Genomic DNA, 14,583 nt, shown 5'->3' with positions numbered 1-14,583 from the left:
TTCTTCACAATATTACCGGTCCCTTGTAAATATTCGGTGAACCCGTTATATCCTGCCCTGAAGCGGTTACCTTTTTCCGGGTTTCAAAGCTCACTCATCGCAGACCGGAGAGGCAGTGCAATCCGGCCCGCTACCCAAAACCCCGCAAAAGGCAAACCGCTCCTGCGGCAGGGCACGGATGGCAACCGTTCACTGGCAGGGGATATTTCTTTGAACAGTTTAACGGAAGCCCCCGTAGTTTTCTCGGCTTTTGCTGTGGGGGAAACTGCATCGCCTGAGCGCAGCGTAAGGCGAATGCAGAGGGGGCAGGACATCCCCCATGTCAAAAGCCTTAAGAAAACAAGGGGCTGAAGTGTTAAGTGAAAAGAAATATCCCCTTCCTGTGAACGGTTACTTGAGACCACGGGTTCATAAGAATATTTACTGTCCCTTAATAATATTTATCGATTCGTATTACGTCCAGCAAATTCAGTTATATTTTTGAAATTGGCCCAAGAGAATAAAATCGCCCACATTTCTTGCGAGAGCTTCTATAACCATGATAGCATGATAATACTTTTAATTAAGGAGATCCTTAGGTATGAAAATCCTTGTAACCGGCGGGGCTGGTTTTATAGGTTCAAATGTGGCTGATGCCTATATAGAGGCAGGTCATGAAGTCGTAGTGGTAGACAATCTGTATACAGGAAAACGGGAAAACCTGCATCCCGAGGCAAGGTTCTATTTAATGGACATCAGGGCCCCTGAGATACGCAAACTCCTGGAGTACGAAAGGCCTGAGGTGATAAATCACCACGCAGCGCAAATCTCCGTACCTGCTTCTGTGGAAGACCCCGGATTTGACGCCTCAGTGAATATCGAGGGTTTTATAAACCTGCTGGAAGGCGCCAGGAGAGTCGGGACACACAAGGTCATATTCATATCCTCAGGGGGGGCCATCTATGGAGAGGCTGAAGAGTACCCCACCTCTGAGGACTGTTCCCTGCAGCCCCTGTCCCCTTATGCCATAACAAAGGCGGCTTCAGAAAGCTACCTTCACTTTTACGGGCACCAATACGAATTGGACTATACTGTTTTACGCTATTCAAACATCTATGGCCCCAGGCAGATACCTCATGGCGAGGCAGGAGTGGTGGCCATTTTCATGGACAGATTACTCGAAAACAGGCCCTGTACGCTTTTTCATTTTCCTTCTGAGCCTGAGGGTATGATCAGGGACTACTGCTATGTGGGAGATGTCGTTGAGGCAAATCTCCTTGCCCTCGAGGCAGGAAATAAAAAGGCCGTAAATATTGGCACCGGGAAGGAAACCAGGACCCAGCTCCTCTTTGAGACCATCTTTGATGTAATTTCCAGCAGACGTCTTCTGAGCAATTCTCTCATGACACCGGACAGGACCCTTGCGAGGCCTGGAGATCTCAAAAAAAGTTGCCTGAAGATAAATCTGGCCGAGGATGTACTGGGCTGGAAACCCAGGACAGTTCTTTCCGAAGGTATTGAAAAAACTTTGGATTGGAGAATGGGCCGGTGAATGATTCCGCTCAAGAAAAGAGTATTTTCCAAATATGAGACATTCAGAATCGACTTTCAAAATGGGAATTTTCCAGTTCACTCCCAAGGGAAAAGATATCCATGCCAACTGGAAGAAAGTTGAATCCGCAACCAATGAAACCGCAGGTGCTGGAGCGGAATTGCTTCTGCTCCCTGAACTATGGGCAACAGGTCCTCTTGGTGAAGCCGACAGGTATCTGGCCCATGAGATACCAGAGCTTCTGTCAGAACTTAAAACCTTAGCAGAAAAAAACGGAATCCATGTTGTCGGTACGCTTCCCGAATTGGCAGCGGATGAATCAGGAGAAAAGCTCTTCAATACCACCTATGTGATCGGCCCTGATAATATATTTCATACCTATAGAAAGATTCATCTCTTTGCCCCGATGGGGGAAGATCATGTCTTCAGCCCCGGGACCGATCCTGTTGCCCTGTGGATACCTTTCAAGAGATCCGAACTTGGATTGGGCCTGATAACCTGTTTTGACCTGCGCTTCCCGGAGATAGTCCGCCATCTTGTATATCTGGGGGTGGACCTGGTACTTCTGTCGGCCTTGTGGCCACTCAGCCGAAGACGCCACCTGGAACTCCTGATGGAGTCAAGGGCTGTTGAGAGCCAATGTTTTTTGGCAGGCGCGAATGCCTGGGGCATGCTTGGAGACACGGAATTCGGCGGAGGTTCTGAGATTATAGGACCTCGAGGGGAGATCCTTGCGAAGGCCTCTGACAGAGAAACGATCCTCCTGGCTGAGTTGGATATGGATGAGATACACTCTGTACGGCAGGACTTCTTTACCGCACATGCCCCAAGGTCCTGGTGGCCAAAGGCCAATCCGAAGATACTGGACCTGCCTTCTCTCAGTGCCGCGGTCAATCGAAGGCGCAAGGCCGGCCAGAAAATGGTCTTTACCAATGGATGCTTTGATATCCTCCATGCAGGTCATGTCTCATACCTGGAATCAGCCCGGCACATGGGTGACTATCTGGTGGTAGGATTGAACAGCGACAAATCGGTCAGAAAGATAAAGGGGCCGGGTCGCCCTGTAAACCACGAAGCGATGAGGGCCCATGTGCTGGCCGGTCTTGCCGCTGTAGACTATGTGGTGATTTTTGATGATCCTACACCTTTGCACCTTATTCAGACCATTATCCCGAATATTTTAGTCAAGGGAGCGGATTGGAAAGAGAAGGACATAGTAGGGGCCGAAACAGTGAAGAACGCAGGCGGCCGCATAGCAAGGATTCCTTTTGTCTATGATACATCTACAAGCCGCATATTGAAATTACCGCAATTGTTCACGAGTTTACTTAGAAACCGATGACAAAAAATTGTCATTTTCTTTACACAAATTGTTAATTGTTGTCAAAATATTGACAATAATTTCATATTTTGGCACCCTGTCTTAAAATATAGATTTAAGTTCTTCAGCATTTCCTTTGTATTTCCATATATATTTAATTATCCGCCTCTCTGTTATCAAGCCGTTCTTTAATCTCATAAATAAAACGAGGTCGGAAACGGCTTCAATAATATAAATTTTTGTTTTGCCAGCAAAAATTTTTGCAAATGGAATTTGTGTCCGAAGACTAATCGGTTCAATAGATACTACAGTGTTTATCTCAAAGTATGGTAGAGAGGGCTGAGCTCTATTCTGCCACGGCATATAAAGAATGTTTTCCAGACTCCTGGCACAAGTGTTGCTTACTAAACTGAGGAATTTGATTTAACAACTTACTCTGGGATCAGGTTATGACAGGGGGAGAGGGTATGCAATCAATTGTTTTTCATTTCTTTCGTTGTGCTGCGCCTTTTTCACTTCTCTTGTCTTGCAATCGAACAAGATATCGAATTTTGCAGGCAGCCCCACTGTTCATGATTTTTTTTGTCTTAACAATAGAGTCCGCCAGACGATTGGAGCGATAATCATGTTGCTGGTAACATCAAACGCCTCCGAGGACACCTCCTTATTAGTATGGAAGAGATGGATGGCAAAGACCAGGAGGGGGGTACTCAAAGATTATACCGACGCATTTTTCGGCAACGGCAAACCACTCACGCGGGAGAAACGCGAGGAACTGATACTGAAGTATTCTCCTCTGATCAAGTACGTTGCCGGAAGACTTGCCATGCGTCTGCCCCCAAACATATCCCCGGACGATCTCATAAGCTCAGGAGTCATCGGATTGATGGATGCTATTGAAAAATTTGATTCATCAAAAAATATCCGATTCAAGACTTATGCGGAATTCCGTATCCGCGGGGCCATGTTGGATGAACTCAGATCTCTTGACTGGATCCCGAGATCCATACGGAAATTGGCCACAGAACTGGAAAAGACCTACGGATATCTGGAAAAAGAGCTCAATCGACCTGCAGAAGACAAAGAAGTTGCCGAGGCATTAGGGGTCAGCATAGAAAAATTTCACAAGTTGCTGGACAAAACAAAGAGTATAACCTTCCTTGACATAGAGAATATCCGCAGAAGAATGCCGGACGATAATGAAAATGATCTCTTTGATTTAATAGCAGACGACGGCAAGATAGACCCTTTTGCCCTATTGAACAAGACCGAGATCAAAGAGATTTTGATAAAAGCCATTAACGCACTTCCTGAAAAAGAAAAAATCGTAGTCTCTCTCTATTATTATGAGGATCTCACAATGCGGGAAATAGGAGAAATAATGGGATACACGGAATCACGGATTTCCCAGATGCACACCAAGGCTATGTTAAGACTGAGGGCACATTTAGCCTCTGTAGCAGAGGAAATCGATGAATAAGTACTTACAGAAAGTAGCCCATATCGTAAAATATTCGGTGAACCCGTGGTCCGCTGCGCTTCCAAGACAGGATATAAAGGGTTCATAAGAATATTTACCCGTATCCGGCCAGAAGTTCCGTAAGATCTACTCCTTATACAAGTCATTTCAACTGCTCACCATCTATCATCTCCGTTTGGGATCAAAAGGGATTACAAAGTCCTGTCAATTGAGTTATGATTCCGCTATGCTTTAAGGTAAATATTCTTATGAACCCGTGGTCCGCTACGGAAGTTGCCATCCGTGCCCTGCCGCAGGAGCGGTTTGCCTTTTGCGGGGTTTTGGATAGCGGGCCGGATTGCACTGCCTCTCCGGTCCGCGATGAGTGAGCTTTGAAACCCGGGTACTTATAACCATTGCCGTGTCTCAAGATACTCCTATTCCCAAAGACAAAAATTGTTCAAGAGAAGGACCGGAGATAGAAATCGCCGGACCGATGGAGGATACCTGCGAAAATAGCCAGCAAACCGATACAAACTCAAGATGGTCACTGGAAAATGACCTGAAGGTTACACTTTCCGACGTATGGGATGAAGGAGATTCCCGGACCGGAATCAGACTTTTTGAGGATAATGGTCAAGATGAGTCGTACGAAAAGACACTGATATCATCCACTGAGGAGGCCGGTGTGCCGGCCGAGGCATCGTGGATCACCTGGGCCATAATCGGTGTATCTGGAATTTTTCTTGCAGCGGGGCTCCTGGTCCTGTGGAATCTTTCGGCCTCATTTTTTGGGCCACGTAGTGCAATTACAGAGAATATACCTGATTCCCTGGCCGGTCATCGCGACCTTGAAACAATGAATCTTGCCCCGTTTCTTATCCCGGCTCAGCGGAATAAAGAAACGATCTTTTTTAAATTACAGGTAGAACTTGTTGTCTCTGATGCCGAGACAAAACACGCAATCCGTAAAAAAGAGGCCTGGGTCAGAGATATAATTTACAGGGAACTTAAGGGTATTGACGTAGGCTCAGGTATCCAAGAAAATCTCCTGATAAAATACAGGCGGCCGATAGTCAGTTGTCTGAATCGTGAGCTTGCACCCCTCAGAGTGGAGGATATCCGGCTCAAGGGTTATTTGATGAAACAATGATGCGTTTCAGTCCACAGCACCTTGCCCCGAAAAAGATCTTGAGTTTTGTAACCAACTCTACTTGCGGGCTTTTTTTATTGATTTCGTCCTCTTTTTCTTGATCCGGGTTCCCAATATATCCCATCCAAGCTTGGCCAGGAACGCCAACCAGACCCAATGGTAACACCTCAGGCGATTTTGCAAGATATCCTCCTTAAGCCTGCTCGGTCTAATTTGCTGATTTTTTAACTTAAGTGTAAAATCCGGTGTAAATATTCAGTAAACCAGTGGTCCGCTGCGGAAGTTGCCATCCATGCCCTGCCGCAGAAGCGGTTTGTCTTCTGCAGGGTTTTGGGTCGCGGGCCGGATTGCACTGCCTCAGAATATTTACGATACGGCCCTGGATATCCAAAGCCCATTTGGCTATATATAATAGAAAAGTCATTAAAATATCAAGATGATTGTGACATCAGACTTACATGATCATGAAAGCGGCAAACTGGACATTATCGGCCTTGGACCCGGAGATCCCATGTGGATGGCTCCTGTTGCCCGTGATAGCATAGCCTCTTCAGACGTAATAGTGGGTTATAAGACCTACATAGACCTGATAAGCCCGATTTTAGATCCTGCAAAAGAGGTCCTTGCCAGCGGCATGAGACAGGAGGTTGAGCGATGCAGGGCCGCAGCGGATCTTGCCATTTCCGGTAAACGGGTAGCCATGGTCTGTAGTGGTGATCCGGGGATATATGGACTGGCTGGATTGGTACTGCAAATACTGAAAGGTCATCCAGCAGGTACGCAGGTTGAAGTTGATATCATTCCCGGTATTTCAGCTCTAAACGCTTGCTCTTCAAGGCTCGGCGCCCCTCTTGCCCACGATTTTTCAGTTATCAGCCTCAGCGACATCCTAACTCCATGGGATATTATTGTTAAACGTCTACATGCTGCGGGTCAGGCGGACTTTGTTGTCGTCATTTATAATCCCAGAAGTCGCCGCAGGGTCACACAGCTTGAAGAGGCGGTGAAAATTCTCAAGGAGTACAGAGAAATTTTCACCCCTGTCGGCATAGTCCAAAGGGCCATGAGACAGGGAGAGTCTGTTAAAATTACTACACTTTCTGACCTTGCAAGCCAGGATATTGATATGCAGACTACAATAATAGTTGGGAACAGTCAGACCTTTGTCTGGCAGGACAGGATGATAACCCCAAGGGGTTATATAATACCGTGAAGCGATCCTGGAAACGTCATGGGACCGCCTGGCACAATTGTTACAGGAAATTATACACATTGTAAGGTAAATATTCGGTGAACCCGTTATATTCTGCCTTGGAGCGGTTACCTTTTTCCGGGTTTCAAAGCTCACTCATCGCAGACCGGAGAGGCAGTGCAATCCGGCCCGCGGTTGAAACCCCGCAAAAGGCAAACCGCTCCTGCGGCAGGGCACGGATGGCAACTCCCGCAGCGGACCACGGGTTCACCGGATATTTACATTGTAAGTTATAATAATATGAGAAATTCAGATAGTAATACCAGTAAACGCAAGACTGGTCCATTGCAATCTCCCGATCATAGCGCACGTGTTACAAGAAGGCTTTCCAACAAAGAACGTCTCCGCTCTTTCTTGCAGATCTTCAGGCGACACGATCGCGTACTGGTCGTAATAGTAGCTGATCCGGATGCCATGGCCAGTGCCTTTGCAGTAAAAAGACTGCTCAGCCGGAGAGTGGAAGAGGTGACAATCGCTCATAATAATGACATAAAGCGTGTGAACAACCTTGCAATGAGAGACCTGCTCAAAATCCCACTGCATCGCCTGAAGGGAATAAGACAGGATCAATACAGCAAATTCGTGCTGGTAGATTCCCAACCTCCGCACCATCCGGACCTGGCCTCAATTTCCTATAATGCAGTAATAGACCATCACCCTGTCACTGATGGATGGAATGCCCCTTTTGTAGACATACGGCCGGAATATGGAGCGGTTGCCTCCATGCTCACGGAATACCTGAAGGCCGCCAATATAAAACCTACGGTAGCCCTTGCAACAGCACTCTTTTACGGCATCAAAGCCGATACCTTGAATTTTAGCAAGAAGACCTCTCAATCTGATGTGCTCTGTTTCCAATACCTCTTTAAGCGGATCAACCAGCAACTGCTGAATAAGATAGAGACTGCTGTTATAAGGCAATCAGAACTGAAGTATTTCAAGATCGCCCTGGAAAACATGAGGACCAGCAAAAAACGTATTTATGTCCACCTGGGCCGTGTCGGGAATCCGGATATCCTGGTCGTGGTAGCCGATTTCCTTGCACATGTTCATGAAATAGGCTGGGTCATAATCTCTGGTCAGTACGGAGAAAAGCTGATAGTTATCTTTCGCTGTGATGGCTACAAGAAAAATGCAGGCAAGCTGGCGACCCGGGTCTTTGGGAAAATAGGTTCAGCCGGCGGACACAGGCAAAGTGCCAGGGCAGAGGTCCCTTTTAGGAATCTTCCCGAGGGCGCAGCAAAAAATTTTACGACAAATGTGCTCCTTCGCCTGATGGTTAAACATCTGGTGTAAACAACAAATCCTTGTATAAATCCGTCACATGTAGGAGGTAAATCAATCATGCCTATCTATGAATACCGCTGTGAAAAATGTGGAAAGATTTCTTCTTACCTGGTTCTTAACAAGGACGATTTTGAATTCCATTGCAAATATTGCGGAAGTGACTCGGTCACCAAATTGATCTCCAGAGTTAATGTACGTCTCTCCGAAGAGACAAGACTGGAAAAATTAGAAGATCCTGCAATGATGACGGGCCTCGACGAAAATGATCCCAAGAGTATGGCCAGGTGGATGAAGAAGATGGGAGGTCTGATAGGAGATGAGCTTGGCGAAGACTTTGACCAGATGGTTGATGAAGCCATGGAAGAGGCGGCTGCGGAAGAAGCGGCAGGCGATCTTGAACCAGGCAGCAGGCCGGATGAATCCTCTTCGCCTGTAACGGACTCGATGTCTGCCGATTCATTAAATAATTCCATGTAAGTCAACTATCGGGTTAGCAAATGCCGAAAACCTTAGCCATGCTCCTTGCCGGCGGCAGGGTTGATGAACTCGGGGTCCTTACCTTCCTCAGGCCCAAGTCCACAGTACCTTTCGGAGGCCTGTACAGATTCATAGACTTCCCTCTCAGCAACCTCATGCAATCGGGCATCGAGAGGGTCGGAATTCTCGGCCAGTACAGGTCCTCATCTCTAATAGAGCACATCGGGACAGGCGCCTCCTGGGACATGATAGGCAGACACCGCGGCATCACTCTCCTGCCTCCCTTTCAAGGCTTGCACGCCTCAGACTGGTACAAGGGCACGGCTGATGCGGTATATCAAAACCTTGATTTTATCCATGCCCACAAGCCAGATCTTGTATTGATCTTATCAGGCGACCATATCTATCACATGGATTATCAGGAAATCATTCAATTTCATCTGGATACCGGGGCCGATGTCACTGCCTCCTTTGTTCAGGTCTCTCAGGCAGGTTCGTCCAGATTCGGCCTGGCCCTGATTTCTGAAGACGACACAAGGGGAGGCCGTCTCCTGGGATATTCAGAGAAACCGGCCCATCCTGCATCGAACTGGGCTTCCATGACTATATACCTGTTCAAGGCCGGGATCTTGTACCAGGCCCTGGAGGAAAATGCCGGAATTGACTCCCATGAGTTCGGCCGGGATATATTCCCTGCCATATTGAGCAGGCATAAGGTATATGGTTACAAATTTCACGGTTATTGGGGATACTGCCGCACCTTTGAGGAGTATTGGGCCGCCAATATGGATCTCCTGGGAGAACACCCTGAAATAAAACTGTCCGAATGGCAGATATGCACCAACCTGGACCATGAGGCAATAAGAGATCGAGGCCCCGCACTTATCGGCCCTCAAGGCTCCATAGAAAACTCAAGGCTTTATAACGGGGTCAGGATCGAAGGGCGAGTCTCTCGATCGATTCTTTTTCCAGGAGCTTACGTAGGAGTAGGGGCAGAGGTAAAAGATTCGATACTGTTTTTTGACACTCAAATAGGACCAGGGGCCAGGGTTGAGCGCGCTATAACCGACATTGGTGCCAGCATCGGAAGGGATTCCGTGATTGGCAAGCAGGACGGGGCGCTCACCGTAATCGGCATCCGCACCCAAATTCCACAAGGTATAACAATAGGGCCGGGATGCAGCGTTCATCCCGAACTCAAGGCCCAGGACTTCACCCGGAAGCTTTATGAGCAAAGGGACTTCATAACCGCGGTTAATCATCCAGTTTAGTAAATATTCGGTGAACCCGTTATATCCTGCCTTGAAGCGGTTACCTTTTTTCCGGGTTTCAAAGCTCACTCATCGCGGACCGGAGAGGCAGTGCAATCCGGCCCGCGATCGAAACCCTGCAAAAGGCAAACCGCTCCTGCGGCAGGGCACGGATGGCAACTTCCACAGTGGACCACGGGGTCACCGGATATTTACCCGGTTTAAACTACCATCTCTGCTGTTCCGATAAATTATATATAGAGATACATTTATACAGGTCCCTGCGGGATACCGGTGAGGCTTTGGCCGGTAAAACGGTGAGTGCTAAATGCTTAAAAAAAATAGCAATATGATGCCCAATATCTTGATTTTGGACGATGAAGAACCCGTCCGGCGGATGCTGAGACAATTGCTGGAGATGAATAATTACAACTGCACCTCGGCCAACAGTGTAGCAGAGGCCCGTAAGTGTCTGAAAAACAACAATTTCGAGGTGATCCTTTGCGATATAAATATGCCTGGTGAATCAGGCATAGACTTTATCCGGTATGTTACGGCAGAACATCCGGATACGGCAGTAATGATGGTTACTGGAGTGGATGACCCGAAGATCGCCGAGACTGCGCTGGAAATAGGAGCTTATGGCTACATCATTAAACCCTTCAGGAACAACGAGCTGATAATTAATATTCAAAATTCGTTACGCCGTCGGGAACTTGAAATCAACGGCCGGAGTTACCGGAAAAATCTGGAGCAAATGGTAGCTCAGCGCACCAACAAGTTACGAAAAGTCTTGGAAGGGATCATCCATGCAATGTCTTTGACCGTTGAATCCAGGGACCCTTACACAGCCGGACACCAGCGCCGGGTAGCCAAGCTTGCCGCTGCAGTGGCAAAGGAGATGAATCTCTCAAAAGACCGGATTGAGGGAATCCATATGGCAGGGATGATTCATGACATCGGCAAGATTTCTATACCTGCTGAGATTCTCACCAAGCCGGGGCGAATAACTGAATACGAATTCGGCATAATCAAATTACACCCCAAGATTGGTTTTGAAATATTGAAACAGATAGAGTTTCCTTGGCCGGTAGCTCAGATGGTTTATCAACACCATGAAAGGCTGGATGGATCCGGATATCCTCAAGGTCTATCCGGTGAAGCAATTCTCCTGCAAGCGAAAATATTAGGTGTAGCTGATGTAGTTGAGTCCATGGCCTCGCACAGACCTTACAGACCCGCTCTTGGAATAGAAAAGGCATTGGAGGAAATCTCGCAAAACAAAGGTATACTCTATGACCCGGATGTAGTTGATGCCTGCTTGAGGCTTTTCAAAGAGAAGGGGTTTGAATTCCGGGATGCCTGAAAAGTGGAAATTTTCCCGTGCCGCTCAGGTTCGATATTCCTGTTATCATTATCACCGATTTTCTGTCTTGACAATGGGGTCCACCTCAATAAGTGCTTTTATTATCTTGGGATGTAATGTTTTACCCTTGTGAAAGGGCAAAACAAATCTTTCTTTATCTCTTCTATAAATCTTATGGCTCCCCTTAGTCCTCACGTGCTCAAACCCTGCTTTGAGGAGCATTCTCTCAGCTTCTTCAGCTATCAATTTTGGCAACTTAGGCAACTTTAACCTCCATAGAGGTCGTTAATATTTCCTTGTTTAGGCAATATTCCCTTTCATGTGGCGATAAAGTTTCTAAATAAAGTTCTATAGCCTCTTTTATATTCTCAAGCACTTCTTCAAGAGAATCCCCCTGGGTATGGCAACCTTTCAATTCAGGACAAAAAGCATAATACCCATATTGATCTTTCTCGATTATAATATTTACTTTCATCTTTCTTTCTCCGATATACTTTTTCGGTTAACAAACAGCTAATCAGCCGCGCGAGTTTCGAGCGTCGGTTGAAGCGTCTTGTTCGCTGACTTTCTGGCCGATTTCATAGAGGAAGTCGGGCGAAAAGTCGGCGTTGTTTGGCCACACGATTGTATCTATATCGTGGTTAACACGAAAGGACCTGAAGAAATCAAGGTCCTTTAAGGGCTCAAAAATGGGACCATCAATATGCGGATGTAAATCGACAACCTTGGTCTCTCCGTTGTCAAAACGTATCTTGAGCTTGTATCCATCAAGATATATTGCTTCAGTTATCCAACGCATGATCATCCTCCTAATCAAGGGGTTCAATATCTTCTAAGGGCTCCTTCCTTTGGGCTTTCTCCCATCTCGCCATGAGTTCATCTCTATCGGAACTAGCCGATTCAAATTAGGACGCTAACCCCATTTAACGTATAAACAAAGCGTTACATGATTTTTACACGGTGCAATTTTCTGTGTAATTCCTGTGTAATCATGCTCAGAAAACGATAAATTTTTCATGAAGTCATGGGATTAATGTGTCGCTTGCAGTCCCGCTATGTCTTCCTGCGTATAAGGACCTGATATGCTTGTTGGAGTGCTATAAATGCCTCATGGCTTCCTCCCTTGTCAGGATGCAGTTCAAGGGCCTTACGTCTGAACAGAAGAGTAAATTCCTTCTTTTTCATGTGCGAAAACTCACCGGCGCTTATACCCATCGCCCTGAAATGCTTTTCGTCTGAGGATCTTGCGGGGGGCTGCCACATAGTATTATGCCGGGCACTGCCGCCAGTAGTTGGCCATTTGTATAAAACATCAAAGTACTGGATCAGATACTTGCGCAGATAAGGATGAAGGCCCTTTGCCTTCGAGGGGACTGCACCCTGGTCTAAAAAAATGGAATCCTGGTCAAGCCTGCAGATCTCCTCCAGCAAATATTTGTCAATGAGGTCCTGATCCTGGGCATCTGGAATAAAACGCGTAAGTCTAGGGGCAAACCGCCTGGGAATATCAAATATGGCATAGAGGTATTCTCTTTTCTCACGTGGATTTAGCATGTATTCCATGCCTTCAAGGACCTGTTCAATTTCATCCCTGGATTTGTTGAGCAAGATATTGAAAAAAGGGAAGGGCTGATTTGACAAATTTTCTATCTTTGTGTGACAGAATTTTAGAAAGCATAGCCTGCGCCGGTCAAATGGATGGATGTCCTTCTGCATGGCCGCAAGCTCTACTCTGCTGTATCTGCGCCTTTTACCCCAATGTCTATCAAATTGTTCCACAACCCTGCGAATTTCAGGATCCAGAAAAGGCATAAATATCTTCTCCAACTCATCGTAATTAAAGACAACTCCCTGGGATGAGATGGCTTCCTCCACAGCAGGATCAATATAGAAAGACCTGTCCCCCACATAGACTATGAATTCTTCAGGATCGTGACCCAGGCTGAACAGGCTCTTGCTGAGCCACGCATCTGACTTGTCCTGGTAGGAATGCCTGATGAAATATTTTATGCTGCCGTCCTTCTGATGATGCCTTGCTAGATACATAACGCTGCCTTAGACTGCATTCCGATCGTTTCCGCGCCGGATTCACTCCGTCTTGAAGGAGTCCTGATTAATGTCAAAACAGATTGGTAATAATCTCATACCCACCAATCCACGAGCCGATCATGCTGCCAAGGCCCGGAAGCAGAAAGGCCAGAAAGACCCTGAGCAGTTTGTTTTTCCACCAGCCGGTCAGTGTGGACATATCTTCCAGTACGGTTTCAAATTCCCTGACTACCGGTGGCCGGAGCAAGACCTGGACAAACGCGGTGACATAGCCGGCACCGATTACCGGCGTCAGGCTGGTTACGGGCGCTGCGGCAAATGCAGAGACAATGGTAAGCGGGTGGGCAAGGGCCAGCATGGCACCTATGGAAGAGGGGATCGCGTTAGCCAGGATCCAGTACAGAATATTTTCACCGGCCACATCACACCCTTTTCCCCATGCAATTACCCCAAGAGAGGCAACAATTACCACAGGAATGGACCATCCCAGGACCTTCCATATCTGGGAAACAGGCGGAATGGTATTGATTTCCTCCATCTGGGCATGCCTGTCTTCCAGCAGCGCCATTTTTATTCCCTGGACATGGCCGGCCCCCACCACCGCAACGATTCGCTTGCCCTCTGCGTCCTTGATTCTTTCGGATAGAAACGTATCTCGTTCATCGATAAGGACCTGCTTTAGTTCAGGCAGTGCCTTCCCCAGTTCCAGCATAAGCTCCGAGATGAGATCCGTCTTTTTTAATTCGTTCAGCTTTTCTTCCGTGATTTCAGTCCGATCAAACAATCCGGCAGATAGGCTGGCCAGCAAATAGCTTTTCTTAAAAAAGGACTGGGCATGCCAGGCCCTGCGCAGTGTGATCCTGACATCGCGGTCGCACAGGGCTATGGGAATCAGGTTTTCCTCCGCAGTCTTCACGGCCGCCAGAAGTTCCATACCCGGCAGTACCCCCAACTGGTCCCCTAACTTTTTCTGGTAAGACGCCAGTATCAGGTTGAACAACAATGTGCTTAGCTGCTTTTTCCGTATGATTTCCTTAAGATCCAGGGATTCCCAGCGTTTCTTTCTGGACAGGGTCTCGTACCGCCTCGCATCAAGTTCCACGCACACGCAGTCCGGCATTTCGTTTTCAATCACGCGGCGGACCAAATCAACCGAATCCCTGGAGATATGGGCTGTACCGATAAGGATAATCTCCCTGGTTCCCAGATGGACGACCTGCACGTCCGCGGGATAGTCCCTGCTTAGCTGCTCTTGATCAATCATCAGGCCTGAATGTTGTTTTATTTCGTGCCTTCAATCTTTCGTGTTTTCGTGATTGTGTTTCAGAATTTTCTGCCAGAAAAAACGCAAAAATAATTACTAAGGTATTATACTATAAAGGGGCCTTAAGAGCTTTGCAAAAAATTTTACAGAGGAAGGTTTTAACCAATTTCCTTA

General features: G+C 47.1%; 16 protein-coding genes. 10 read left to right on the top strand and 6 right to left on the bottom strand.

The annotated features are described in order from the left end of the window. Positions 1-36: 36 nt before the first annotated feature. From C4B57_06810 to rfaE2, 3 genes are all read left to right on the top strand, one after another. Entirely contained in the window at positions 37-351 is a 315-nt protein-coding gene (locus C4B57_06810; protein PXF54572.1) for a hypothetical protein, read from the top strand. 229 nt (positions 352-580) lie between these two features. Further along, positions 581-1,531 carry a UDP-glucose 4-epimerase gene (locus tag C4B57_06805; protein PXF54571.1) on the top strand — a complete coding sequence of 317 codons (951 nt, stop codon included), beginning with the start codon at positions 581-583 and terminating at the stop codon, positions 1,529-1,531. A 778-nt stretch (positions 1,532-2,309) separates the two neighbouring features. Next, entirely contained in the window at positions 2,310-2,873 is a 564-nt protein-coding gene (rfaE2, locus tag C4B57_06800) for a D-glycero-beta-D-manno-heptose 1-phosphate adenylyltransferase (GenBank protein ID PXF54600.1), read from the top strand. A gap of 81 nt (positions 2,874-2,954) precedes the next feature. On the opposite strand, the gene C4B57_06795 is transcribed toward rfaE2, so the two are convergent. Next, positions 2,955-3,215, bottom strand: coding sequence for a hypothetical protein (locus C4B57_06795; GenBank protein PXF54570.1), 261 nt, complete (start codon positions 3,213-3,215; stop codon positions 2,955-2,957). 322 nt (positions 3,216-3,537) lie between these two features. On the opposite strand from C4B57_06795, the gene C4B57_06790 reads away from it, so the two are divergent. The 7 genes from C4B57_06790 (at position 3,538) to C4B57_06760 (ending at position 11,096) form a co-directional block, all read left to right on the top strand. Next, positions 3,538-4,332 carry a FliA/WhiG family RNA polymerase sigma factor gene (locus tag C4B57_06790; protein ID PXF54569.1) on the top strand — a complete coding sequence of 265 codons (795 nt, stop codon included), beginning with the start codon at positions 3,538-3,540 and terminating at the stop codon, positions 4,330-4,332. A 364-nt stretch (positions 4,333-4,696) separates the two neighbouring features. Next, positions 4,697-5,464, top strand: coding sequence for a hypothetical protein (locus C4B57_06785; protein ID PXF54568.1), 768 nt, complete (start codon positions 4,697-4,699; stop codon positions 5,462-5,464). Between the two features lie 436 nt (positions 5,465-5,900). Further along, positions 5,901-6,677 (top strand): precorrin-3B C(17)-methyltransferase, encoded by a 777-nt coding sequence (cobJ, locus tag C4B57_06780; GenBank protein ID PXF54567.1) that lies wholly within the window; start codon positions 5,901-5,903, stop codon positions 6,675-6,677. 279 nt (positions 6,678-6,956) lie between these two features. Further along, complete coding sequence (locus C4B57_06775) at positions 6,957-8,012, top strand: phosphoethanolamine methyltransferase (GenBank protein ID PXF54599.1); 1,056 nt, start codon at positions 6,957-6,959, stop codon at positions 8,010-8,012. A 48-nt stretch (positions 8,013-8,060) separates the two neighbouring features. Next, positions 8,061-8,480: an FmdB family transcriptional regulator gene (locus C4B57_06770; protein PXF54566.1), complete on the top strand. Its 420-nt coding sequence runs from the start codon at positions 8,061-8,063 to the stop codon at positions 8,478-8,480. A 20-nt stretch (positions 8,481-8,500) separates the two neighbouring features. Continuing rightward, positions 8,501-9,751 (top strand): glucose-1-phosphate adenylyltransferase, encoded by a 1,251-nt coding sequence (locus C4B57_06765; protein ID PXF54565.1) that lies wholly within the window; start codon positions 8,501-8,503, stop codon positions 9,749-9,751. Positions 9,752-10,079: 328 nt separating this feature from the next. Beyond that, complete coding sequence (locus C4B57_06760) at positions 10,080-11,096, top strand: two-component system response regulator (GenBank protein ID PXF54598.1); 1,017 nt, start codon at positions 10,080-10,082, stop codon at positions 11,094-11,096. A 51-nt stretch (positions 11,097-11,147) separates the two neighbouring features. Here C4B57_06760 and C4B57_06755 read toward each other — a convergent pair whose 3' ends face one another. From C4B57_06755 to C4B57_06735, 5 genes are all read right to left on the bottom strand, one after another. After that, positions 11,148-11,360 carry a hypothetical protein gene (locus C4B57_06755; protein PXF54564.1) on the bottom strand — a complete coding sequence of 71 codons (213 nt, stop codon included), beginning with the start codon at positions 11,358-11,360 and terminating at the stop codon, positions 11,148-11,150. Next, positions 11,353-11,571 carry a type II toxin-antitoxin system HicB family antitoxin gene (locus tag C4B57_06750; GenBank protein ID PXF54563.1) on the bottom strand — a complete coding sequence of 73 codons (219 nt, stop codon included), beginning with the start codon at positions 11,569-11,571 and terminating at the stop codon, positions 11,353-11,355. The genes C4B57_06755 and C4B57_06750 overlap by 8 nt, the downstream gene beginning before the upstream one ends. Before the next feature lie 42 nt (positions 11,572-11,613). Then, positions 11,614-11,901: a DUF2442 domain-containing protein gene (locus C4B57_06745; GenBank protein ID PXF54562.1), complete on the bottom strand. Its 288-nt coding sequence runs from the start codon at positions 11,899-11,901 to the stop codon at positions 11,614-11,616. A 248-nt stretch (positions 11,902-12,149) separates the two neighbouring features. Further along, positions 12,150-13,142, bottom strand: coding sequence for a hypothetical protein (locus tag C4B57_06740; GenBank protein ID PXF54561.1), 993 nt, complete (start codon positions 13,140-13,142; stop codon positions 12,150-12,152). Positions 13,143-13,215: 73 nt separating this feature from the next. Beyond that, positions 13,216-14,409: a TraB family protein gene (locus tag C4B57_06735; protein PXF54560.1), complete on the bottom strand. Its 1,194-nt coding sequence runs from the start codon at positions 14,407-14,409 to the stop codon at positions 13,216-13,218. Positions 14,410-14,583 lie beyond the last annotated feature (174 nt).

It is taken from the genome of Deltaproteobacteria bacterium (genome assembly GCA_003194485.1).
Classification (GTDB): Bacteria; Desulfobacterota; Dissulfuribacteria; order Dissulfuribacterales; family UBA3076; genus UBA3076.
Note: the sequence above shows the minus strand (reverse complement) of the source record. Positions and strands in the feature narration are given on the sequence as shown.

What these genes read in the sequence shown, in the direction of transcription:
- C4B57_06790 (PXF54569.1), top strand. Translation starts at nt 3,538, where the DNA reads ATGGCAAAGACCAGGAGGGGGGTACTCAAAGATTATACCGACGCATTT.
- C4B57_06770 (PXF54566.1), top strand. Translation starts at nt 8,061, where the DNA reads ATGCCTATCTATGAATACCGCTGTGAAAAATGTGGAAAGATTTCTTCT.
- C4B57_06740 (PXF54561.1), bottom strand. Translation starts at nt 13,142, where the DNA reads ATGTATCTAGCAAGGCATCATCAGAAGGACGGCAGCATAAAATATTTC.
- rfaE2 (PXF54600.1), top strand. Translation starts at nt 2,310, where the DNA reads ATGGATGAGATACACTCTGTACGGCAGGACTTCTTTACCGCACATGCC.
- cobJ (PXF54567.1), top strand. Translation starts at nt 5,901, where the DNA reads ATGATTGTGACATCAGACTTACATGATCATGAAAGCGGCAAACTGGAC.
- C4B57_06760 (PXF54598.1), top strand. Translation starts at nt 10,080, where the DNA reads ATGATGCCCAATATCTTGATTTTGGACGATGAAGAACCCGTCCGGCGG.
- C4B57_06735 (PXF54560.1), bottom strand. Translation starts at nt 14,409, where the DNA reads ATGATTGATCAAGAGCAGCTAAGCAGGGACTATCCCGCGGACGTGCAG.
- C4B57_06765 (PXF54565.1), top strand. Translation starts at nt 8,501, where the DNA reads ATGCCGAAAACCTTAGCCATGCTCCTTGCCGGCGGCAGGGTTGATGAA.
- C4B57_06745 (PXF54562.1), bottom strand. Translation starts at nt 11,901, where the DNA reads ATGATCATGCGTTGGATAACTGAAGCAATATATCTTGATGGATACAAG.
- C4B57_06775 (PXF54599.1), top strand. Translation starts at nt 6,957, where the DNA reads ATGAGAAATTCAGATAGTAATACCAGTAAACGCAAGACTGGTCCATTG.
- C4B57_06805 (PXF54571.1), top strand. Translation starts at nt 581, where the DNA reads ATGAAAATCCTTGTAACCGGCGGGGCTGGTTTTATAGGTTCAAATGTG.
- C4B57_06750 (PXF54563.1), bottom strand. Translation starts at nt 11,571, where the DNA reads ATGAAAGTAAATATTATAATCGAGAAAGATCAATATGGGTATTATGCT.
- C4B57_06795 (PXF54570.1), bottom strand. Translation starts at nt 3,215, where the DNA reads ATGCCGTGGCAGAATAGAGCTCAGCCCTCTCTACCATACTTTGAGATA.